Raw genomic sequence first — 21,698 nt, forward strand, 5'->3', positions numbered from 1 at the left:
GCGCAAAGCCAGAGCGAAATGCTAAAATCTATTTCCAAACTAAACTAAGGTAAGGTCCGTTTAAAGATAGATTACTTTGTTGTTGTTGTGCGTGGTTTACAGTTGCGACAGAACCTGCCTCCCATGAACCAGGAACTAAAGTGCTTGGTAGTACTTGGTTAATGGCATTAATATAGGTAGTAAACATATAACCTGCTTCTGCTGAGATATTGGCTCCAGAGCTTAATGGCATAGTATAGAACAGCCCTATTTTAGCATCCAACTTAGGCACAATCACCGTTTGGTTCAACTTTGATAGTGTAGTATACGCTGGAACATTATTGTGCTCCAAGGCACCACTATATCCAGTCCAGGATTTAAAATTAGTGCTAGACCTTAAACCACCTACCAAGACACTAGCAGCTACTGTTGTATTGATTCCATAGTGGGCCGATGCAAAATAACGAGCCTCAAGTCCAACACGAGGACCAAATCCTGTATAATGGGACTCAATATAGGTGCTATGAGCGTAGGGGCCGTATACAGGATCTGCTCCTAAATAATCATTCGTGATGTTTTCTTTCAAGGAAACAAAATCAACGCCCAAGAATGGCTCTACCTGAATGGGTTTGCTAACAACGATGAGATGTTTAACAACTAGACCCACATCATCAACAACGAATTTAACCGAACTTCTTGCGGATGTATTTAATAAGAACTGTTCAGCTGGACCAAAATAATAGGTTGGGCCAACAGAAGTATTGGGAATCGTTGCGGCAAAATTGGCATTGCTGTTGCTATTAAAATGCAACCAGTCTAATGCGATTTGATCAACACGATCAGCAAAGTGATAGTTTAGTTCTAGATCAAACGAAGCACGATATTCTGGATTCACTGTTTTGGGATACCAGTTAGGCGCCGGTAATGGCAATGGAGTCGTATAGACAGCATATTGAAGATTGTTTGCGCCGGGCTGTAAAAGAAGACCTGTTATACCGCCGCCGCCGGAAGGGGCTTTCATGTCTTTATCTAGGGAACTACTAGAAGCTGAAGTTGCTGCATAACAACTTAAGGCAAACATTACAGATAGCGTCAGTTTCTTATTTGGAGCTGTAAGACTCATAACATCCTTATTAATTTAAAATTGGGGGCTCATTATACTCAAAGGGATAGAGCTGTCACTACTTCTTTAAGTAATAATTTCAAATATTTAGGTGGTTTTTCAATGGTATTTTCCATTCTTCAAATGACACCGTCCCTTTAACTTTAGCATTATTGCCAATTTGGGCTTTAGAAGTGTTTTTAAGCTCTTATTTTTGAGAATTATTTAAATGATTAACATTTTATTCAAACAATCTCTGAATTGGCTTCATGGTTCACTGCAAGGTTACAGTTTTGGAGGGGCTCTCGGTAATACTATTGGTTTTTGTGGTATGAGCTCTACCTATTATACTTATTCAAAAACAGCGTGAAGCTTCTTTTTATTTATTAGCAACACAGATGATACCTGCTGGGCTTTTCAGCCCAGCATACTCCTTTTCCCAACGCATGTTTACTCTGATGCACTTGCTCTGCGTTGATTTTGTTTCATTTCTTTACGCGTCTGAATAATTGCAGCAACATCGCCACCAATGTGTGTTTCACCACGCGCTTTTGCTAATTGATTTTGTTTTTCTCGTTCTTGATGGCGTTGTTTTTGTATCTCAGTATGCTGATCAACGCAATGAGGACAGCTAACCCCTTGAACATAAGACTCACTACGCATGTCTTCTTCGCTAATCGGTAAACGGCAGGCATGACATTGGGCGTAACTACCTTTCTCCAATGAGTGATTTACAGCAACACGATCATCAAATACAAAACACTCCCCTTCCCATAAGGATTCAGCTTCCGGCACTTCTTCTAAGTACTTTAAAATCCCGCCTTCCAAATGATAAACCTCTTCAAAACCTAGCATTTTTAAGTAAGCTGTTGATTTTTCACAGCGAATACCCCCGGTACAATACATCGCGACCTTTTTATGGGTTTCAGGTGAAAGGTTCTCTGCTACATATTGGGGAAACTCACGAAACGATGCGGTATTTGGATTAATCGCATTTTTAAAAGTCCCAATTTGTACTTCATAATCATTTCGCGTATCAATGACAGTAACATCATCGGAACTAATTAAGGCATTCCATTCCTTAGGTTTTACATAAGTTCCAACAACATCATTTGGAGAGACTCCCTCCACACCCAAAGTGACAATTTCCTTTTTCAATTTTACTTTGGTTCGATTAAAAGGAATTTCATCAGCAAAAGATTCTTTATAGACAATATTCACTAAAGAACTATGTTCATTAAACCAGCCATAAAGAGCATCGATTGCTTCTCTAGTTCCTGCAACAGTGCCATTGATACCTTCTTCAGCCAATAATAAAGTTCCTCTGATTTTATGAAGTTTCATAAAACTTAATAAAGGCTCTTGTAACTGCAAATAGTCGCTTAATAATACAAATTTATAAAGCGCAGAAATTACGTAACTCATCTGAACTCACTTTAAATACGGAAATTAGTTGTGGCTTTATTATACACTATCCTTTGCAATAACTGTATGAATTATCCAGTGCTTCTATGGCACAAATCGATTAAAAGCCCACTATTTTAATGTTTTTGCAGTAATGAAATTAACTATAAAAATCTTCGGTATCTAAACCGAATTGCTCTGCTTTATGGGTAGGCCAGCGAACATTTCAATTAATAAGCTAACTGTGCTATTATTTGCCTATTTATCTAAATATAGAGAATGACTACATGCATCATAACCAAGATAGAAACCATCTAATTTCCAATGCAATACAATATTTGTACGCCCTATGTATGGATGTTCACCAGAAAAATCCATGTCTTTCTGGAACTAAAAATTATAATGTAGCAACACTAAAAACAGCAATAGCACAATACGGTACTATCCTAGAAATAGATAATGAATTTAAATTAAACCAGTACGTTCAAAATGCATTGCGCCCAGCGCATCAAACCTCAACCCACCTAGATGTTGCAGCGTATCATGATGAAATTTCCGTACTCAAAATTACCGAGTTTGAGGGGATGATCGCGGAGGTTTCAGAAGCCAGTTATTATATTACTTTTGAATTTAAAAAAGCATGCGCCAAAAAACATTTTTTCTGCAAAGCAGAAGATTTTGATGAATCAATTAAACTATTGATTAATAATATTCCCGAAGAAAATATTGAAGTTATCTCTAAAAAACAATTCCGCACTCAAGTAAAACCATTGACCACATTATTTTGGCAAAGTAATTGGGAATCTGCGGAAGTCGAAGCACACTATGATGAAGTAAGCGATGTATTTATGGTGGAAAAATTTGTCCAATATATCCTACCTTTAGCCCAAAAACACACCCCACTGGTTCTTATGGACGTCGGCGGTGGAAAAGGGCGTTTAGCGATAAAACTTATCGATAGACTCATCCAGGAACAAGCCGGGTTCAAATATATATTTATAGAACCGGACCCATCTCAATATGCTACTGCCCAAATAAACTTTGCGCCCTACGCACAATATGATATCGAAGTAATCAATATGACAGTAGAGAGTTTTAGCAAATCAGATGACTATAAAAAATATTGCAAAAAAGTTCGTGGCATTATCCTTTCTGGAGGCCCTATTAATGAAAATATTGTCACTAGAGTCGATGCAGAAAAAAACTTAGAGCGCTTATTACCGCTCTTGAGTACTCATGGAATGATGCTGGCCTCAGGCTTATCACCTGTACTTTTTACTAAAAAGGAATTTGAAGAGAAATATCATTTAAACGTCTTGGGAACCAGTAAAAGAACACCATCCATGTACTCCGTTATTCCTGATTCTTTATATCAGTGTTACGTGCTTCAAAAACCGTTTGAACAGGTTCAACAGCACGAGTTAAATAATTCAAACTCGAGTTTAATCAATAAATTATAAAATTCATAACCGTAGCCCTATTAGCACCCCTACCGTATTACGCCGCGCGAATACGGGCTACAACTTTTATAAATTTCATCGGTTACACACCCGCTCAAATACTTTTCCAATAATTTTCTGAATCAAATCGTTCCAACAGGAAATCAATAAACACCCGTACTTTAGAAGGTAAATAACGTTGGTTTGGATAAGCTGCATGAATATTAATATCATGCGCACAATAGTCACTTAACACACTAACTAATCTACCGGCTTTAACCTCTTCCGTAACCATAAAACTAGATAACTTAACTAAACCTACTCCAGCTAATGCCGCTTTTACCAAACCTTGATTACTATTAATACGTAGATTCCCAGATACAGGAATACTCAATTTTTCTTTTTTATCATAAAAACGCCATTCATGTTTTTGCCCTATACCCAATGAATTTCCTGGCTCAGATTGATAAATAAGACAATTATGCTGTGTTAGATCTTCTGGAGTTTCAGGTACACCAAATCGTGTAAAATAGTCTGGAGAACCAAAAACACCACTGTCACGAATCGCAATTTTTCGCGATTTTAATAAAGAGGTATCTGGCAAGTCATTAATGAAAATGGCCAAATCTAATCCTTTGTAAATAAAATTCGCATATTGACTGCCAAGAATTAATTCGATTTTCATTTCCGGATACAAAACCAGAAAATCATTCACCGCCGGAATAAGATGAACCTGGCCAAAACTCATCGGCGCATTAATCCGCAAAAGCCCCGATGGAATTTGATGTTGTTGCTGGATTTTATCGGCCGCATCATTAATTTCAGATTTAATCCGTTTGCAATGCTCATAAAAGAGCTGACCACTTTCAGTAAGCGCCATTGTGCGCGTGGTTCTTTGAATCAATTGGACGCGAAGTTGATTTTCCAAACGGCTAATTCGCTTGCTGATAACCGAAGAGGAAATAAATAATTTTTTAGCCGCAGCAGCAAAACTCCCCTCTTCCGCCACGCTTAAAAATACCAATGCATCACTAATTATAAAATCAGTCATTTTATATACCCATTAGATTCATGCAAATTTTGCATCAATGTGATTCTAAACTTGGTCATTGTTTATTATTTTATATCAATTTATTATGCGCGCCAAATGCTTATCTTGCTGTCAGTAAGAAAAAAAGATAGCCAATTATCAATTAATAGTGGGATTAATAAATATGGGCCTAGTATTAAAAGAAACAGCAAACTATCAAGCACGCTATGTTGAATTAGCAAAACCGATGACAGGAGCCATAGCAATAGCCATCTATTATGCACTTGAGGATATTGATGGTGATTCCAGCATGAAACTCAACTTAAGCAACACCATTGCCACCTTTATTTGTTGGGTATTAGGAGAACAACTGATTCATCGTATTTGTATGCATTTTGATTTATATACGAAACCCAATTCAAAAAATCCCTTATATCGAAACTTAAAAACCCTCGCAAGCCTAGGCTCTTCCTTAGGAATTATTTTTGCTTCGCTAAACAGCTCTTTATCGAATCGCAAGCTATCCATTTCCCTGCACAGCATGCTTATGGGTTCAATGATCGGTCTATTTGCCTTTATTCTTCACCATTATGATGGCAGCCTACCGCAAGAAGAAGAAAGCATTGATGCGCAAATGGGCGCTGAAGGATGGTCCAAATATGCTAAAACAGCCCTTGTTCTGGGGGCTTCTATGGGACAATTTATTGGTGGCCTCTCCTCCTACCTAGATGATTGTGACACACTAACAAGCACAAGCAATATAACCCTCTACAGCGCGATTGCTGCAGTAGCTACCTTTTTTGCGGTCATGGCTTTTGTACCACTTATTAATTATATGACGCGTAACAAAGAGGAGGAAAAAGCCCGAGGCATTTTGGTGACCGAAGATCGCTCACTGTTTAATAACAATTACGTTCGCTCAGGTCTCACTCTTGGTGTGGCTCTAGGTACAGTTTTAGGTGGACTTTTAGGACCTGCACTTATACCCGGCCTAAGTGTCGAAATCGCTATTGCTCTTGGTGCAAGCGCTCTTTCAATTATTGCCGGCCTAGGTTTAGGTTTTTATGGTCAAAAAGTATCTTCTTATTTTGAAATGTCTTGGGGAGTTTCCTGCTCTACTGAAAACAGCTGGTCTTACGCCGCCCGTAGCACTGCTAATTTTTTTAGCTATATAGGTATTGTACTTGCTTACACATTCTGTCCTGGAGCGGGGTTAATTCATGCCGCCCTTATTGGCTCTGCTCTTGGTAGCCTCGTTGGCTGGTTTGCAGGTTTATTTATTATGTGTTTAGCCCGCAAAATAGAGCCCGATGAAAGAACAATGAGTGCAGATACCCTACCTTGGACCCAGCGTATTGCAGTGGGTACAGGCCGGGGAACAATTATTGGTGCAGTTGTAGGTTTAGCCTTAGGTTTTGTAGTTGGTGCTCCTTTCACGTTGGTTGGTTGGAGTGTTTTTCTAGGAGCGCTGGGTGGGATTATCGGTGGGATACACGATATTGTAGCCGAGCCTGTTTTTTACAAATCGATGGATAAAGCAAAAAATGTGGTGAGACACTCTCTCTCATCCTACTCCTTCTTTTCTGGGGATAAAACAAGGATTCACGTTCATCAGGAAGTTAATATATCTTCTGACCAAATCAGCAATATAGTTTTATAAATATTCAAAGAACAAAGGCAAGTTGTGTCGCGCAAGAATTGTTCTTACCACGTCCTCAAAAAATTCAGGGTTTTGTTTTAATGCATCAAATTCTCCAAAAGAATTAATCGATGTTAATCGGCTATCTATAATGCTCATAATGGTTCCATATTCATGCTGTCGCTAGTAGGTAAGGTGTTCTCTTCTCATTATAACCTACCAATTTTTTTATTTAATCAACTAATTGCACTTATATCAATCTATTTTCGGGGGATCGGACTGGTCCGTAGACGCTAAGAAATCTTCACTAGCCCCAGAGGGAAAGCCTTGGGGTATGGACAAAGTTGCGATGAGTATGTAGTTGCTAGCCGCCAAAATATACTTAAAAACGATTTAATGATAAGAACGAAATATCGAACTCTGTTGATTGTTTGGTTACAAGATCTACCAATATTTGGCCGAGAATATTACACATTTTATATGCATGACCAGATAGTCCCGCAGCAAAAGCGATCTGTGGGTAATCACGATGATTATCAATAACAAATTGATGATCCGGCGTAACATCATATAAACAGCTAGCTTCCTTAACGGAATCATCTACTGTAAGTTTAGGTAGAGGTTGTCCATGATTTGTTCCTAACTACCGTCCCATAGGGACTTGATTTTAATAATCATCTACACGCGATAGTTCCTTAAAGCTCCATAAATTGTCAATAGATTATTAGTATTGTAGCCGTGCGTACCTTTTGATTCATAGCTGGCTGCGCTATAGTATAAAGAGCGTATCGATAGAGAGTACTATGGCAGAAATCATTAATCTTAACAAAAAAAGAAAGGCAAAAGCTCGTGTAGAAAAAGAAAAGAAAGCTTCTGAAAATCGCGTTAAATTTGGCAGGACCAAAAAGGAAAAGCAAATTGCCAAGCAAGAAAATGAACGTCAAGAGCGCCATCTCGATGGTCATAAATTGGAAAACAAAGATAACGAATAACTTAAGGCAGGCTGGGCTTTTAAGTCCAGCAAACATAGTCTGTACTACTCCAAGCCATGCCATGAAAAATTCAATAAATTTTGTCTTTGACTATTCAAAGAAAGCCTCTATATGTTAAAATTTCAACCAAAAAAAACACTACCCCACCAGAATACTCAGTCATAACGCCCAGGATTTCTGTCATGCTTCTTACTTATGTAAAAAATAGTAAATTAACCCTGTTAATTAATACTTTTGATGAACAAGCCTTGGCTCCTGGAGTCAATCCACCAATATCTAATCGCGATTATTTAGAAGCACTACTACAGGTTATACAACAAGGTGAAATAGACCATCCGCTGTTTGATCACCCAGACATTGAAATCTACTTGGCTTACCTTTATCTTTGCCGACAATACTTGGAAAAGGAATTAGAAGAAGCAAAAGACCAACCATTTATTGCGGGCTTTTTAACAAAGATCCGCCAGAAAAAATATGAATCTATATTATCAATCACTAAGCAGGACTTTCTTCAACAATACATGTATTTGCTGGCAAAACGCAGCTATGACAAGGTTGAGGCGATCAACCTCACTAGGCCAGAGCATAAAATGCTATTCGATGCCTATATAAAGCACATACAATACGGTTATCCAAACATTGAGCCTGACCATATAAAAACAAGATTACAAGCCAACCTAGGCCTTGGTAGCATCTTTATTGCCATTGAAGAAACCCAGCAACCGTTTAAAGATGAATTACTAGAAACACTACTTTTACCTTCTGATGATACAACCATCTGTTCACCGATAACCTTGGCTGATCATAATGGAAAAACCCATTATTTAGTTCCACCGATCCATCTTCTGGAATGGATTGCACGAATGTGCAACCCTCAGCATCAAATTCAAATGGAACCATGTTTTGGTCTTATTAGCCCACAAACTTTATATCTGGATTTTCATTCGAAAAATAAACGCCTGATTAGCTTACCATCCAAATTTGTGAGCAAAAATCTGGAAACAGCACATGAGCTTAGTTGCACTCCATTCAGTATTGCCGCGCATGACGGTCAATATCATTTCATTGCCTTGGCCCTTCTTTCAACGAATGAGTTTCGTTTCATTATGGACTTTCTCATTCCTAAATTGAATAGTGCCATAACGGAATTTCCAAATATGAAAGAGTCTATAGAAGAACTGAATGATCTACCTGGCGATTCGAGTACCAATGGTTGCGTCAGCTCACCCGATTATGTTCTTACCTTTCTTTATCAACGATTGATTGAAGACCCCTTACTCTTTTATTTTGGGCTGATTAAATTGACTCCTGAGTTTAAAGCTCGAGCGAGTGAAATTAATCAACAATTTGGGATTGATATCCAGCAACTGACACAGCAATTTTCTGACTATGAACCATATCATTTACGCTTTGAGCATTGCCATCCTTACCATGCATTGGATGTCTACCATGCACTTGAAGAATTAAAATTCAAAAAACTCCTTAACAAGTTCAATACTAATTTATTGTTTCATTACAGTGCCCAAGCCTCCCATCTTTCTGCCATTCTCGTTAGTTTTCAAAATTATCCCAACTTATACGGAGATAAATCTCTATTAACTTTATTAGCCAAAGGGTTAAAGAATGCACGTAATGACAATGAAGAACTACTCATCCGCTCTATCGCACGACACTTTATTAGCGCAAGTGAGCAAGGCATTCAACTTAACTTGCAACTAATGAGCCATGTCATCCGACAGAAGAAAAATATTTCTTTGACGAACCTCATCATTTTAAACCAGCAGGCAGAATCTTTAGTATGCTACTCAAACATTCCCTTGCTGAGTGAATTGCTAAACTGTCCTCTAATTACCACTCCTTTGATAAAGAGGGTGCTCAGTAAAAAATACTGCATCGCCGAATTAATACAGCAACAAGTGCATACTCTAGAGCAATGGGAAAGAGAGGTACATGACCCCTTTGACCTCCAAGCCCTTCCCTTTCAAGCTATGCGCATCAATTGCACGCAAAATCTAACGATACTGTCTCTTTTTCTCAATGCTTCAGAGAAAAAGCCATTGATTCAAAATACCATCGAAAATCTTTATCGAATGCTTAGTGAGGAACCAGAAATAGCAGGGGCAAACGGAGAAAAACTACATGATTATATTAAGGCTCATCAACAGCTATTGAGTAGTGATTTTTTGATCACAATTGCTTATTTACTTCATTTAGCACATATGCCCTTATCAAAAAGCAGTTTGGAATTTATTTTCAATGAACAAAGTGATGCGGTATTAAGGTCAACCTCAAATTATCGCTTAATTTATGAACTCACGATTATCATCAAAGCATTAAAATTACTGCAGCCCTCTACAGTGAAGAGAGAAATCGAATTATCTCCTCAATTCTTAGAACGTCTTTTAGCAATACCGTATGCACAACTGCAAAATGTAAATCGGATCTGTAAACAACTCACTGAAAATGAGGTTGGGGCTCTATTTATAGACACAAGAATCAATCAATTAGTCTTATGTATTTATCAAGGAACTGCCCTAACTCCCGAGCAACTACAAGAATTCACAACGAAAAGTTCCAAAAACGACAAATTAAATAAACTTTATAAGCAATACCCAGAAATTCTCGGTCCCCTGCTTGGTTTAGCTGATGAAGTAATAGAACCAGAAGATATTGCCAAAAAAAGGTTTTTCAGTCCTATGGCTGAGACTGCTGGAATAAATTCTCGACCATGCTCCATTTAAGAACACTGTAGAGATCTTTTGATTCATACGTGGTGCACTAAATAGCTACCTACTCAACAGTAGTCTTTAATAGTTTATGTTTATTTACGATAAAAAAAAGCCCCATCAGTATAAACTGACAGGGCTTTTTAAAGTCACTACTTACATTACTTAGCAGCGGCTTTCTTTTCTTTTTCTTTGGCAATTACTGCTTCAGCTACGCTATTTGGACAAGGAGCATAGTGAGAGAATTCCATTGAGAATTGACCACGGCCTGAAGTAAGAGTACGTAAAGTACTGATGTAACCAAACATTTCAGAAAGAGGAACATCGGCCTTGATACGTACACCAGCAGCACTTGGCTCTTGACCAGAGATCATACCGCGGCGACGGTTCAAGTCACCAATCACGTTACCTACATCATCTTCAGTACTGTATACGTCAACTTTCATAACAGGCTCAAGCAATTGTGGTGCTGCCTTAGGAATTGATTGACGGAACGCGCCTTTTGCTGCAATTTCAAACGCGATTGCAGAAGAGTCAACTGGGTGATAACCACCATCAGTCAAGGTAACGGCCACATCGAGCACAGGGAAACCTGCCAACGTACCAGTACCCATCATTGAACGGAAACCTTTCTCAATTGCTGGGAAGAATTCTTTAGGAACGTTACCGCCCACAACTGTTGAAGAAAAGGTAAATCCAGAGTTTGGCTCACCAGGCTGAATAGTATAGTCAATCTTACCGTACTGACCAGAACCACCTGATTGCTTCTTATGCGTGTAGCTGTCATTGACTTGTTTAGTAATCGTTTCACGGTAAGCAACCTGTGGTTGACCTACAACTAACTCAACATCATAAGTACGCTTCAGAATGTCTACTTTAATATCAAGATGTAATTCACCCATACCACGAAGAATAGTTTCACCTGAATCTTCATCAGTTTCTACTCTAAATGTTGGATCTTCTGCAACCATTTTACCAATCGCAACAGCCATCTTTTCAGTCGCGCCTTTATCTTTCGGCGAAACAGCAATAGAGATTACTGGCTCAGGGAATACCATCGCTTCTAGAGTACATTCGTGGTTAGGATCACAAAGAGTGTGGCCGGTACGCACGTTTTTCATACCTACAATCGCAATAATATCGCCTGCTTCAGCACTTTGTAATTCACTACGCTCATTCGCATGCATCTCAACCATACGGCCAACACGCTCAGTTTTACCTGTAAAGGAGTTAAGAATTGTATCCCCTTTATTTAGTTTTCCTGAATAGATACGTACGAAAGTTAACGCTCCAAAACGGTCATCCATAATTTTGAATGCCAAGGCACGGAATGGCTCATCAGGAGAAACGATTGCGAATTGACCATTTGGCTCACCTTCAGCGTCAGTTAAAGGCTGAGGATTAACTTCATGAGGAGCAGGTAAATAATCAACTACTGCATCTAATAATAATTGCATACCTTTGTTCTTGAATGCAGAACCGCAATAAGTTGGGAAGAATGCTAATTCAAGCGTACCTTTACGGATGCAACGCTTAATGTCTTCTAAAGAAGGCTCTTGACCATCTAAGTAAGCCATTAACAAATCATCATCCATTTCAAGTGCTGTTTCAATTAATTGTGCACGATACATTTCCACGTCATCATGCATATCAGCAGGTACATCAGTTACCTTGTAATTTTCTGGCAGTCCTGAGTCATCCCAAACATAGGCTTTACGAGATAATAAATCAACAACCCCTACGAAAGTATCTTCGAAGCCGATTGGTAAAGTCATAATTAAAGGATTTGCACCCAATACTTTTTTAATTTGCTCGGTAACTTTTAAGAAGTTCGCGCCAATACGGTCGAGTTTGTTTACGAAAATCAAACGAGATACTTTTGAATTGTTCGCATAACGCCAGTTCGTTTCAGACTGAGGCTCAACACCACCTGAACCACAGAATACCCCGATACCACCATCAAGAACTTTCAGTGAACGATACACTTCAACAGTGAAGTCAACGTGTCCTGGGGTGTCGATAACGTTAAAGCGAGTACCTTTCCAGAAGCAACTTACAGCTGCTGACTGAATTGTAATACCGCGCTCAGCTTCTTGCTCCATGAAATCGGTTGTTGATTCACCTTCGTGAACCTCACCCATTCTGTGGATTTTACCCGTCAGCTTAAGAATACGTTCGGTAGTAGTGGTTTTTCCGGCATCTACGTGAGCGAAGATTCCAATGTTTCTATAAAGGTTTAAGTCAGTCATAATACTCTTATAAAATTTAATGGATAATAAATTGTCGCATATTGTACAGCATTTTATCCGGATTTACAGCAGAACTTTCCCCATTTTTTTATGATTATTTTGCCTAATTCATTACAAGGCAAATGGACACGCTTCTCATCACTATAACCTGTAATTATTAGAAGGAAAAAGTTACACTAAGAAGCGCAACAAAAATGGCCAAACCATTTCATTCTCTAACTAAACGCTGAGGTTATATCTAGGCCACTATTAATAGTAATACTACGCTCTACTTGAATTTCCCATATCCTTTAAGCATCATTGAATCTTTAACGATCTTACAGGACTTTTAAAATGGCATAAAAAAGAAAAACAGCTGGATGAATTATTGAAAATACATTTTCCCACCAGTTTATTTTCCCAAAAAATGCGGACAAATAACGGCTGTTTTTTTAATGTCATGTCACAATGTCTAAATAATCAAAAGGGTATGAATGATACTTATTGTGCGAAAGGGTTACGTTTGGTATCACATGAATACGTCCAAAAACTTGAGGAAAAAAATAAAGAAGAGAACTGGGTATATCAGCGATTTTTAACGGAAGCTCAATATGGATATATGGATCCATCAGCAGCAGAACAACAGGCGCGCTATAATTATCTCAATTATATGAACACGATTCAATATACTGCTGAGGAAATCAAAGCGGATACAGGTTTGCATGAGAAAACGATTATTGCCGGTGACCGGAATATTGATGGCCGCATCTTTTGTGAAACATATAACATGAAGGTTCATCTCATTGATTTTTTTGAGGATGGTTCGATTAAGGACGAATTTTTTATCGAACATCTTCTTATAGATACTCAAGGTTGCCACACCGTTATGGAAGAGGATATTGATTATGGTGATACGAACTTAATTCATATGGCAGTTTATCGGGATTATTTTGTTCCGATTGTGCATCAAAACAGTTTAAGACATTATGTGTCTCTTCAAGATGCTCCATTAAAGCCAGGGGGTTGTGATAGAGTATCGAGGACTTGTCCAATCATATGAATCTTGGAAATTTTTAACTAAAATTCGGGTGGGTTTTAAAGCCTATCCGGAAAATACTATTCTTCTTTAGCTTCAGAACGGTAGGATAAAATACTCGAGCTAATTTCCTCTGTAAGCCTGGTTGAATTTATGCCGTACGCCAAAGATCGCAGCAAAAAGCCTAATGTATTTCATTTCCTGGATAAACGGCTGGTGTTACTAGCCTAGTATTGATAGAACACTAAGCGTTGAGTGTTTTTTGAATTAATTTTGCTTCTTTTAAATGCTTTTCTAATTGTGGTCGAGCTTCAAGTGCTAACCGTTCTAAAGCGGGATTAGAAATAGTTCTAAGCAAACTATAATCCATCATATGCAATACTCTATGATGGCCATGGATCATCATTTTTATGTATTCTTTTTCTAATTCAGTATTTTTTAAAGAATATAAATGAGTCAGTTCTTTTTTATTATGCTTTTTTAATGAGCCCGTTATTACTGTTGGAGTAATCCCTATTTGTGCATTTTTACTTAGTTCTATAGCTTTATGTATATTTGCTGTATGTTCCCTTTTTAACATTTGTGCATACTGTTTAACTTGAGGAGAACATACTTTTTTTAATAGTTCATCGGCTGCAGCGATTTCTCCCTCATCTACAGTGAGTAAAATAGTTAAAGCCTCACTGTCTTTTTTAGCTTGCACAGCGTTTGATGCTTTTATGAATAAAAAAGCACTGATAAAAAAAACACCGATAAAAAAGAGAACAAGTTTTTTTTAGCATCCATGAAACCAACCCTTCGCAAGCTGAAGAAGAGCCTATATTAAGAAAAGCCAACAAATATACAATTAGTATTTTCATGGGCAATTTATGGAAATCCTTAATCTATTTGATTTTTATTAACATTCCATACTTACCTTAAATAAATAAAATGACAGCGTGTATCGCCACTACCACAGCAGTTTCATGGGTAAAAAGAACAAGCACCCTCATAGATAGTAAACCCCAACAAAATATTATTATTTATTATTTTCACGTAACTTATAAAACGAATAATAGGCGGTGCAATCCCTCTGAACCATTTTTAGTTAACTAAGGTTTCTATTTTTATCAACCCCGCCAACAGATTGCTTTTTGACCAGGCCATAAGCTTTACTTTGTTTGTTTTTTTGTTAACATAGGCAAGAAAAAAATAAATTAAATCAGATTCTACACAAGTTGAATACAAATAAGTAATGAGGCGTCCTCATCTAAAAACAACGCGTTAACACTATTATTCTCCTTGATAGAACATTAATTTTCTTTTTCAACAAAATATTAATTTTTACTAGAATTCAAAAACATTTAAACACGTTTAAACACGTTAACTTTGCACTATAAATTAAGTTAAAATTCTTATAAATGTCTTTGCTATAAAAGAAAAATTTTTATACTTATTAATTGGGATGAAGTGAATATAATAAATAAGCTAAACCAATCGATATTAACTAGGGTTTTTTCAAAAAAATCCCCTCTAAAACTGATAAATAAACCCCATAACTCTTTTATTTCTTTTATAATTGATACTTCCTTTTCTATTAAAAAACTTAATAGTTCCGCATCTCGCCTATTAGGAACAAGAAGAAAATCATTAATAAATCAATCTTTGCTTAATTACATTTCGACAAAAGACCAAAAACCATTTATAGAAAAAATCAAACAATTAGTACACACTAATTTAAAACAAACATATGAAATCGAAATCTTTCAACAAGACGGCACATCAAGAAATGTGATTTTCCAATGCAGCATGGTTGGAAAAAAATTTATTGCTATTGATGGAATAGAAACTACGTCTATACGTCCATCACAAAGTAATACCCATGATATTGAACTCTTAACTCTAATCAATAAATTATTTCATCATGCCGACGATGCTATTGCCGTATTGGATGATGAGTTAAATGTTAAAATTAGCAATCAATTATTCACAGAGCTTCTACTGCGGATGACGTCACAAAGCATTAGTGTCGGCATGAATATGGACAAATCCCTTCCTGAACAAACACGATTAAAAACAAAAATTATCAACGCCTGCAAAAATGCTCTTGCAGGCCAAAAAACTAGCATATCTATTGAAAATCCAAATAAAGAGAGTGATATTTATTACTGTTACGAGATACGACTCCACTCCATATATAATGCTTATAGCCAAAAAAACGAATTAATTTTCCGCATCAAAGACACTACCAATTATAAGTTACAACATAAACTTCAAGCAGACATTACAAAGACATGCAAAAATAGTGTTATTAATGCAATGTCTACTGCACTAGCACATGAAATCAACCAGCCCTTAACAGCCATTGCCACTTACAGCCAGAGCTGTCTTTTTATACTGAAAAATAAATCTTACTCCGATAATTTAGCAGAAACACTGTCACTCCCATTAGAAAAAATTTCCTCGCAAGCAGAACTTGCCGGAGAGATTATTTCAAATATGAAACAATTCATTCGTGAGGAACATGTTTACGTGGAAAAAACAGATATTAATCAATTAATACATGATGCCCTATCTATTTTTCACTATGAATTACTCGATCTTAAATTGAAAATCACTCTAAATTTAGAAGATAACCTTCCTTGGGTATCTGTTAATAAAACCCACATTATTCAGGTTATTTTAAATTTAACGCGAAATAGTATTGAAGCATTTCAAAATAGTAATGAAGCAAACCCCGAACTTACGATTGAAACATCAACATCGGAACAATACGTGCAAGTCACGATTCGGGACAATGGGCCAGGAGTACCGAAAGAATATATAGATAAAATATTAACCTCCTACTTCACCACGAAAAAGCAAGGGCATGGTATTGGCTTACATATATGCCGAACTTTGATTGAAAATCATGGTGGAAAACTCACTTTTCTAGATGATGATAGAAAAGGAGCTTGCTTTGTCCTCAGCCTACCATTCGATGCATCTAATGAAAAAAATTAAACTCTATATTGTTGATGATAATGAAGCTCTCTGCGAGGCATTATTCTTTCTATTGAGCTCAGTTTACAAAGATGCATTGGAGTTAAAAATTTTTCACCACCCTATTCAATTATTACAACAATATTCTCCCGAATGGGATGGCTGTTTGATCGTTGACATGAACATCCCCTCAATGAATGGGCTTGAATTAGTACAGGAAATTAAGCGCAATTCCTGCAAACTAAAAATTCTCATGATGAGCGGCTGCGCTAAAGAAAATATTATTAACTCCCAATTAAACAACGAAATTGATGAGTTTATAGAAAAACCGTTTAAGACGGACCTTTTTCTAGAAAAAATCACCAACTTAATTTAAGGATATTTTCTCATAAAACTAATGTTTTCCACGATACAAATTTTAAAAAAAATCCATCTATAATTCGCAAACTATATTTAATTCATGAAAAAGGGACAATCATGTCTGAAAAGAAAAATGGCACTGTTAAATGGTTTAGAGATGATAAAGGCTTTGGCTTTATTCAAAGCGAAGGACAAGAATACTTCGTTCATTTTAGTGGAATATTAGGTAGCGGATTTAAATCCCTTCCTGTTGGAGCAAAAGTTTCTTTCAATCTCACGAAAGGAACAAAAGGCATGCAAGCACATGATGTAGAAGTTATGATTTAAATTGAATAACTCCAGGGGACTATTTATGTAAATTGCTCCTGGTTTTCACTATGTTTTATAGGGATATCTATAAAAGCTAACTTAGACTCAGAATAAGGATATTAGGAATTGTTATGCAAACAAATAAGCAAACCATCTTTATCATCGATGATGAACCGGCTGTCTGTGATTCGTTACAATGGCTATTTGAGTCTATACAATTTCAAGTAGAAACCTATAGAACCGCATCCTCTTTTCAACAAAATTATGACCCGAAAAATGCTGGATTGCTTATCACCGACGTCCGTCTTCCGGATATAAGCGGATTAGAACTTTTAGAGAAACTAAAACAACAAAAAATATTTTTACCTGTAATCGTCATTACGGGCTATGGTGATATTCCTATGGCTGTAAGAGCAATGAAACTTGGTGCAAAAGACTTTCTTTTAAAGCCATTCAACGAACAGGTTCTTTTGGAAAAAGTTCAAAAACATATAAATCAGTCTGTCAATAACGAATCACTGCACCTCCTCAATAAACGCATCAACAGTTTATCTAAACGTGAACAGCAAATTATAAAGCTCATTATCGATGGAAAATTAAATAAGCAAATAGCCCATGAACTTTCTATTTCCATTTCTACAGTAGAGGCTCACCGTTCAAATATTATGAATAAGGTTCAAGCCAAAAACTTAGCCCAGCTAATAAAATTATACTTACAAGCACAGCAAGATTATGAGTCCGTTTAATAAACAATCAAGTGGTTTGTTTATTGGGATGTATTAGTGCCCCTTCTAAAAATGTCATTACATACAAATAATCATGCAATCTACGATTTCGTAGTTCATTGCTCATTATTTTCTTAGGAATGTTGTTCATGTTCTTTTATAGGCCTGAATCACCAAAAAGAAAATAATTTTTTACATTTTAAATAATATATGTGTAGTTAGTAAGGACTTATTTATATAAAATGCTTTAAACACTTTAACACGGATGCAGTTTGCTCAGCTGAAATATATATTGGACGCTCTATGAATAGCACCCTCTAACGGCAAGTCGAAGACTACTTATTTCTTCTACAGGTTTTCAAGCTGCTTCGCATCTAAAAACCCCATTTAGCAAGAGGGTTTCTAATGCTGTGATGTTCTACACGGCTGACAATGCCATTTAACTCGAGGGTTCATAGAGACTAAAAATTGAACATACCTCTTTTTTATAAGGATCTCGGGAGACTGTAGATAAATTTGTGTAACTGTCTATCATACCAGCCTTAAAGGCTAAGGATAGACAGTTACACAAATTTATCTACAGTCTCGATTTAATTTTAGTTAAATAAACGGAGGTTTAGTTACTATTCTGACCACTTGACGTCCAATTTTTAAAAAGGTCGTCAAACATAACTGTTAAAGTTAATTCGGGTTAATTTTTCTAAGTTAATGTTAGGGGCGTATCGTTCTCAAATTGTTAACTTTAAAGACCTCATTAATAATGATTACTTAATGTCCTATAATTACATACCCTTTCCCATACTTAATAAAAATTCCTCAATGTCTTTTAAAATCGCATCTTCTAAAGTTTCCTCATCATTTAATACATCAGAACTTAAATATGAAAAAATATAGGGGTCTTGAATACTTAAATCAGGCTCTAATATCTTCGTTTCACGTAATTTTGAGATTTCTTTTTCAATCACATCCTCAGCTTTCTTAGCAATTGCTGTTCTTTCAAATAACATCTCGTCAATTTTTTTCGAGAACTCTCTTGTACTCCATCTCTCAATTCGACACATTTCAGGGTAGAACTCTCTTTTAAGCTTGTTGTTAATGTTTAGTAGAGACACAAAATGAGTCCATTTCAAATGCTGACTTAAAGATAAAACAATCCTCTCATCAGAAAAAAAATTCTCGAATTGTGCGCATCGATGTATAACACGCAAACCAAAATCTTTTCCGGATTTTGTCTGTAACTAATCTGCTAGAGTTTTTATAACATTCGCACCGTAAGCCGCTCGATCATGTTTTAATATATCGTGATTAATACGCCGCCCTATATGCCAATATAATAGAACCCCTGCCCTATTAATTTCATGCAAGGTTCGTTGCTGAGTGACCTCTATCAATTGACTGATATCAGAATATAACTGTTCTTCATTTATGCTAGAGAGTTCTCTATCCACTTCCTTTCCCTACAATAGGTCTGCGCGCAGACACAATTGTTACGCAAAATGATTCAGGTAAGTAAACGGGTGATTTGTTCCCCTCCTGCTTGGTTAGCAACTAGTTGTAAAGGATCCACTAAAACACAACTATTGAACGTTAATTAATCAAGCGAACTTTTTAAAAAAATTCTAGGGAATACCCTACATGCCAGCGATTTTGCAAGACAAAAACAAGAGACCATGATTGGTTGTGGTGTACTCAATAAAATGACTTCATTGGAGATGCCTGCAACCTATAGATCCGCCTAAATTTTAGAAAAAGTAACCATGCAGGGGGTTAAGAAACAAAGCCGCAACCGCAGGTGAAGTAAAGAAAAAAGAGAGCCCAAACTCTGGGCTCTAACAGTATGGGAGATGCCTAAAACCGAGGCTGAATACCATCCAGGGATTTAAACACAAAGGGTTTGGAATGAGGATTAAGTCCGGGAGCAAAAAAATGGTTGGGGTTGACGGTGTTGGATTGAACCTGGCGGGGTTGTATAGACAGCTCAAATACCCCCTGATTAGTTCTATTTTCTTGACCAGAAACCCCTTGGTCTGAGAGTTCATCGACCACGCGCAATACGGCCTGTTTGACCGGATGAACCTCTTCCCCTGAACAACTACTATGCAGCCCTTTCCCATAGATTAAAGTGAGCGCTGAAATAGAGTCCTTTGCCTTCATCTCCTGCTGCACACGACTTTTGAGTCCGAAATAGACCATGCCAAATGACATTCCATGCAAGTTTAGTCTTGCCCCCTTCTTCATATCACCCAGCTTAAATTGCTCTATGGCCTCATTAATCAAGGCTTCTGCCAGTTCGGCATCAGGCTGCTTACTCTTGGCAATCGCATCGAGGGCGCTGTTGTAGGTAATGGCATCAGCCAATTTTGTCTTCTTGGCCTCCTGAAGTAACTGCACCGCCAGCACTACATCCGGTTCCTTACTCTTAGCAATCGCATCGAGGGTGCTGGCATAGGTAATGGCATCAGCCAAGTTTGCCTTCTTGGCTTCCTGAAGTAACTGCACCGCGCGCACTACATCCGGTTCCTTACTCTTAGCAATCGCATCGAGGGTGCTGGCGTAGGTAAGGGCATCAGCCAAGTTTGCCTTCTTGGCTTCCTGAAGTAACTGCACCGCCCGCTCGGCATCCGGCTCCTTACTCTTAGCAATCGCATCGAGGGTGCTGTTGTAGGTAATGGCATCAGCCCAGTTTGCCTTCTTGGCTTCCTGAAGTAACTGCACCGCCCGCTCGGCATCCGGCTCCTTACTCTTGGCAATCGCATCGAGGGTGCTGTTGTAGGTAATGGCATCAGCCAAGTTTGCCTTCTTGGCTTCCTGCAGTAACTGCACCGCCAGCTCGGCATCCGGCTCCTTACTCTTGGCAATCGCATCGAGGGTGCTGTTGTAGGTAATGGCATTGGCCAAATGTGCCTTCTTGGCTTCCTGCAGTAACTGCACCGCCCGCGCGGCATCCGGATCCTTGCTCTTAGCCATCGCATCGAGGGTGCTCGCGTAGGTAATGGCATTGGCCAAGTTGGCCTTCTTGGCTTCCTGCAGTAACTGCACCGCGCGCACTACATCCGGCTCCTTACTCTTGGCAATCGCATCGATGGTGCTGGCATAGGTAATGGCATCAGCCAAGTTGGCCTTCTTGGCTTCCTGCAGTAACTGCACCGCCCGCTGGGCATCCGGCTCCTTACTCTTGGCAATCGCATCGAGGGTGCTGTTGTAGGTAATGGCATTGGCCAAGTTGGCCTTCTTGGCTTCCTGAAGTAACTGCACCGCCAGCTGGGCATCCGGCTTCTTACTCTTGGCAATCGCATTTAGGGTGCTGGCGTAAGTAATGGCATCGGCCAAGCTTTTGGTTACCGCCATCTGATGTACCAGCAAAGAGTACTGAGGTTGATGCAATTGAGACAGGCGTTTAATGAGTTGATTTAGAATTACCGTATTAGGGAAAATACGATTATCCAGCATCCCAGTCAATAAAGCGGTGAGCTCATCCAGCCCTTTGTCTTTTAACTGTTTGCTGTAGAAAATGTACGTGCTTTTATCAGCATCTGCTTTTAAATTGCACCCTTCCATTCGCATTATTAATGAATTGAACCGAGTGCCTTGGTTTCCAGTATTTTTGTTTTGCTGTCTAGTTAATCTCATCGATGTAAACCAAAAATCAAAGTGCCCAACATTAACCTATAGTAGACATTTATTCAACGATGATTTCGTGCCCTTCCATGCACGAAGGAATTTGGCAAAAGAGACTTTCAATAGTACAGTGTGCACCACGAGCAAATT

The 21,698-nt window shown here is 38.0% G+C and carries 16 protein-coding genes and 2 pseudogenes; 10 read left to right on the top strand and 8 right to left on the bottom strand.

The window, feature by feature from the left end; translation table 11 throughout:
• Window positions 1-28: 28 nt before the first annotated feature.
• Together J2N86_RS15320 and trhO are read right to left on the bottom strand one after the other, a co-directional pair.
• A complete protein-coding gene (locus J2N86_RS15320) occupies window positions 29-1,102 on the bottom strand; it encodes an Lpg1974 family pore-forming outer membrane protein (protein ID WP_252582576.1) in 1,074 nt (357 codons plus the stop codon).
• A 429-nt stretch (window positions 1,103-1,531) separates the two neighbouring features.
• A complete protein-coding gene (trhO, locus tag J2N86_RS15325; RefSeq protein ID WP_252582577.1) occupies window positions 1,532-2,506 on the bottom strand; it encodes an oxygen-dependent tRNA uridine(34) hydroxylase TrhO in 975 nt (324 codons plus the stop codon).
• 266 nt (window positions 2,507-2,772) lie between these two features.
• Here trhO and J2N86_RS15330 point away from each other — a divergent pair, with 266 nt between their 5' ends.
• Window positions 2,773-3,945 carry a methyltransferase domain-containing protein gene (locus tag J2N86_RS15330; RefSeq protein ID WP_252582578.1) on the top strand — a complete coding sequence of 391 codons (1,173 nt, stop codon included), beginning with the start codon at window positions 2,773-2,775 and terminating at the stop codon, window positions 3,943-3,945.
• 94 nt (window positions 3,946-4,039) lie between these two features.
• Here the strand turns inward: J2N86_RS15330 and J2N86_RS15335 are convergent, their stop codons facing one another.
• Window positions 4,040-4,975, bottom strand: coding sequence for a LysR family transcriptional regulator (locus J2N86_RS15335; protein ID WP_252582579.1), 936 nt, complete (start codon window positions 4,973-4,975; stop codon window positions 4,040-4,042).
• A gap of 163 nt (window positions 4,976-5,138) precedes the next feature.
• Between J2N86_RS15335 and J2N86_RS15340 the strand changes: the two genes are divergently transcribed.
• Window positions 5,139-6,614 (top strand): hypothetical protein, encoded by a 1,476-nt coding sequence (locus J2N86_RS15340; protein ID WP_252582580.1) that lies wholly within the window; start codon window positions 5,139-5,141, stop codon window positions 6,612-6,614.
• On the opposite strand, the gene J2N86_RS15345 is transcribed toward J2N86_RS15340, so the two are convergent.
• A complete protein-coding gene (locus J2N86_RS15345) occupies window positions 6,609-6,752 on the bottom strand; it encodes a hypothetical protein (protein WP_252582581.1) in 144 nt (47 codons plus the stop codon). The two genes, J2N86_RS15340 and J2N86_RS15345, sit on opposite strands and share 6 nt — an antisense overlap.
• 644 nt (window positions 6,753-7,396) lie before the next feature.
• Here J2N86_RS15345 and J2N86_RS15350 point away from each other — a divergent pair.
• The gene (locus tag J2N86_RS15350) at window positions 7,397-7,585 is read left to right on the top strand and encodes a DUF4169 family protein (protein ID WP_252582582.1); all 189 of its coding nucleotides are present in this window, start codon (window positions 7,397-7,399) and stop codon (window positions 7,583-7,585) included.
• Window positions 7,586-7,767: 182 nt separating this feature from the next.
• Window positions 7,768-10,326, top strand: a complete 2,559-nt coding sequence (locus J2N86_RS15355; RefSeq protein ID WP_252582583.1) for a hypothetical protein — start codon at window positions 7,768-7,770, stop codon at window positions 10,324-10,326.
• 146 nt (window positions 10,327-10,472) lie between these two features.
• On the opposite strand, the gene fusA is transcribed toward J2N86_RS15355, so the two are convergent.
• Window positions 10,473-12,560, bottom strand: coding sequence for an elongation factor G (gene fusA / locus J2N86_RS15360; RefSeq protein WP_252582584.1), 2,088 nt, complete (start codon window positions 12,558-12,560; stop codon window positions 10,473-10,475).
• A 469-nt stretch (window positions 12,561-13,029) separates the two neighbouring features.
• Here fusA and J2N86_RS15365 point away from each other — a divergent pair, with 469 nt between their 5' ends.
• Complete coding sequence (locus J2N86_RS15365) at window positions 13,030-13,599, top strand: OTU domain-containing protein (RefSeq protein ID WP_252582585.1); 570 nt, start codon at window positions 13,030-13,032, stop codon at window positions 13,597-13,599.
• A 220-nt stretch (window positions 13,600-13,819) separates the two neighbouring features.
• On the opposite strand, the gene J2N86_RS15370 is transcribed toward J2N86_RS15365, so the two are convergent.
• Window positions 13,820-14,278, bottom strand: coding sequence for a DUF4142 domain-containing protein (locus J2N86_RS15370; RefSeq protein WP_252582586.1), 459 nt, complete (start codon window positions 14,276-14,278; stop codon window positions 13,820-13,822).
• 746 nt (window positions 14,279-15,024) lie between these two features.
• Between J2N86_RS15370 and J2N86_RS15375 the strand changes: the two genes are divergently transcribed.
• From J2N86_RS15375 to J2N86_RS15390, 4 genes are all read left to right on the top strand, one after another.
• Window positions 15,025-16,557 (top strand): PAS domain-containing sensor histidine kinase, encoded by a 1,533-nt coding sequence (locus tag J2N86_RS15375; RefSeq protein WP_252582587.1) that lies wholly within the window; start codon window positions 15,025-15,027, stop codon window positions 16,555-16,557.
• On the top strand, window positions 16,544-16,912 hold the full coding sequence (locus tag J2N86_RS15380) for a response regulator (protein ID WP_252582588.1): 369 nt from the start codon (window positions 16,544-16,546) through the stop codon (window positions 16,910-16,912). Before J2N86_RS15375 ends, J2N86_RS15380 begins: the two co-directional genes overlap by 14 nt.
• A 101-nt stretch (window positions 16,913-17,013) precedes the next feature.
• Window positions 17,014-17,223, top strand: a complete 210-nt coding sequence (locus J2N86_RS15385; protein ID WP_252582589.1) for a cold-shock protein — start codon at window positions 17,014-17,016, stop codon at window positions 17,221-17,223.
• 113 nt (window positions 17,224-17,336) lie between these two features.
• Window positions 17,337-17,951, top strand: a complete 615-nt coding sequence (locus J2N86_RS15390) for a response regulator transcription factor (protein ID WP_252582590.1) — start codon at window positions 17,337-17,339, stop codon at window positions 17,949-17,951.
• Window positions 17,952-18,712: 761 nt separating this feature from the next.
• Here J2N86_RS15390 and J2N86_RS15395 read toward each other — a convergent pair.
• Window positions 18,713-19,378, bottom strand: a pseudogene (locus tag J2N86_RS15395) (DUF1016 N-terminal domain-containing protein).
• Window positions 19,379-19,537: 159 nt separating this feature from the next.
• Between J2N86_RS15395 and J2N86_RS16315 the strand changes: the two are divergent.
• Window positions 19,538-19,669 (top strand): annotated as a pseudogene (locus J2N86_RS16315) (IS5-like element ISLlo3 family transposase); the annotation flags it as partial.
• A 109-nt stretch (window positions 19,670-19,778) separates the two neighbouring features.
• Here J2N86_RS16315 and J2N86_RS15400 read toward each other — a convergent pair.
• On the bottom strand, window positions 19,779-21,560 hold the full coding sequence (locus J2N86_RS15400) for a hypothetical protein (RefSeq protein ID WP_252582591.1): 1,782 nt from the start codon (window positions 21,558-21,560) through the stop codon (window positions 19,779-19,781).
• Window positions 21,561-21,698: the final 138 nt, after the last annotated feature.

Origin of the sequence: Legionella lytica (assembly GCF_023921225.1) — a bacterium.
Taxonomy (GTDB): Bacteria; Pseudomonadota; Gammaproteobacteria; order Legionellales; family Legionellaceae; genus Legionella; species Legionella lytica.

Coding starts and splice junctions, on each gene's coding strand:
- J2N86_RS15320 (WP_252582576.1), bottom strand. CDS start 1,102: ATGAGTCTTACAGCTCCAAATAAGAAACTGACGCTATCTGTAATGTTT.
- trhO (WP_252582577.1), bottom strand. CDS start 2,506: ATGAGTTACGTAATTTCTGCGCTTTATAAATTTGTATTATTAAGCGAC.
- J2N86_RS15330 (WP_252582578.1), top strand. CDS start 2,773: ATGCATCATAACCAAGATAGAAACCATCTAATTTCCAATGCAATACAA.
- J2N86_RS15335 (WP_252582579.1), bottom strand. CDS start 4,975: ATGACTGATTTTATAATTAGTGATGCATTGGTATTTTTAAGCGTGGCG.
- J2N86_RS15340 (WP_252582580.1), top strand. CDS start 5,139: ATGGGCCTAGTATTAAAAGAAACAGCAAACTATCAAGCACGCTATGTT.
- J2N86_RS15345 (WP_252582581.1), bottom strand. CDS start 6,752: ATGAGCATTATAGATAGCCGATTAACATCGATTAATTCTTTTGGAGAA.
- J2N86_RS15350 (WP_252582582.1), top strand. CDS start 7,397: ATGGCAGAAATCATTAATCTTAACAAAAAAAGAAAGGCAAAAGCTCGT.
- J2N86_RS15355 (WP_252582583.1), top strand. CDS start 7,768: ATGCTTCTTACTTATGTAAAAAATAGTAAATTAACCCTGTTAATTAAT.
- fusA (WP_252582584.1), bottom strand. CDS start 12,560: ATGACTGACTTAAACCTTTATAGAAACATTGGAATCTTCGCTCACGTA.
- J2N86_RS15365 (WP_252582585.1), top strand. CDS start 13,030: ATGAATGATACTTATTGTGCGAAAGGGTTACGTTTGGTATCACATGAA.
- J2N86_RS15380 (WP_252582588.1), top strand. CDS start 16,544: ATGAAAAAAATTAAACTCTATATTGTTGATGATAATGAAGCTCTCTGC.
- J2N86_RS15385 (WP_252582589.1), top strand. CDS start 17,014: ATGTCTGAAAAGAAAAATGGCACTGTTAAATGGTTTAGAGATGATAAA.
- J2N86_RS15390 (WP_252582590.1), top strand. CDS start 17,337: ATGCAAACAAATAAGCAAACCATCTTTATCATCGATGATGAACCGGCT.
- J2N86_RS15400 (WP_252582591.1), bottom strand. CDS start 21,560: ATGAGATTAACTAGACAGCAAAACAAAAATACTGGAAACCAAGGCACT.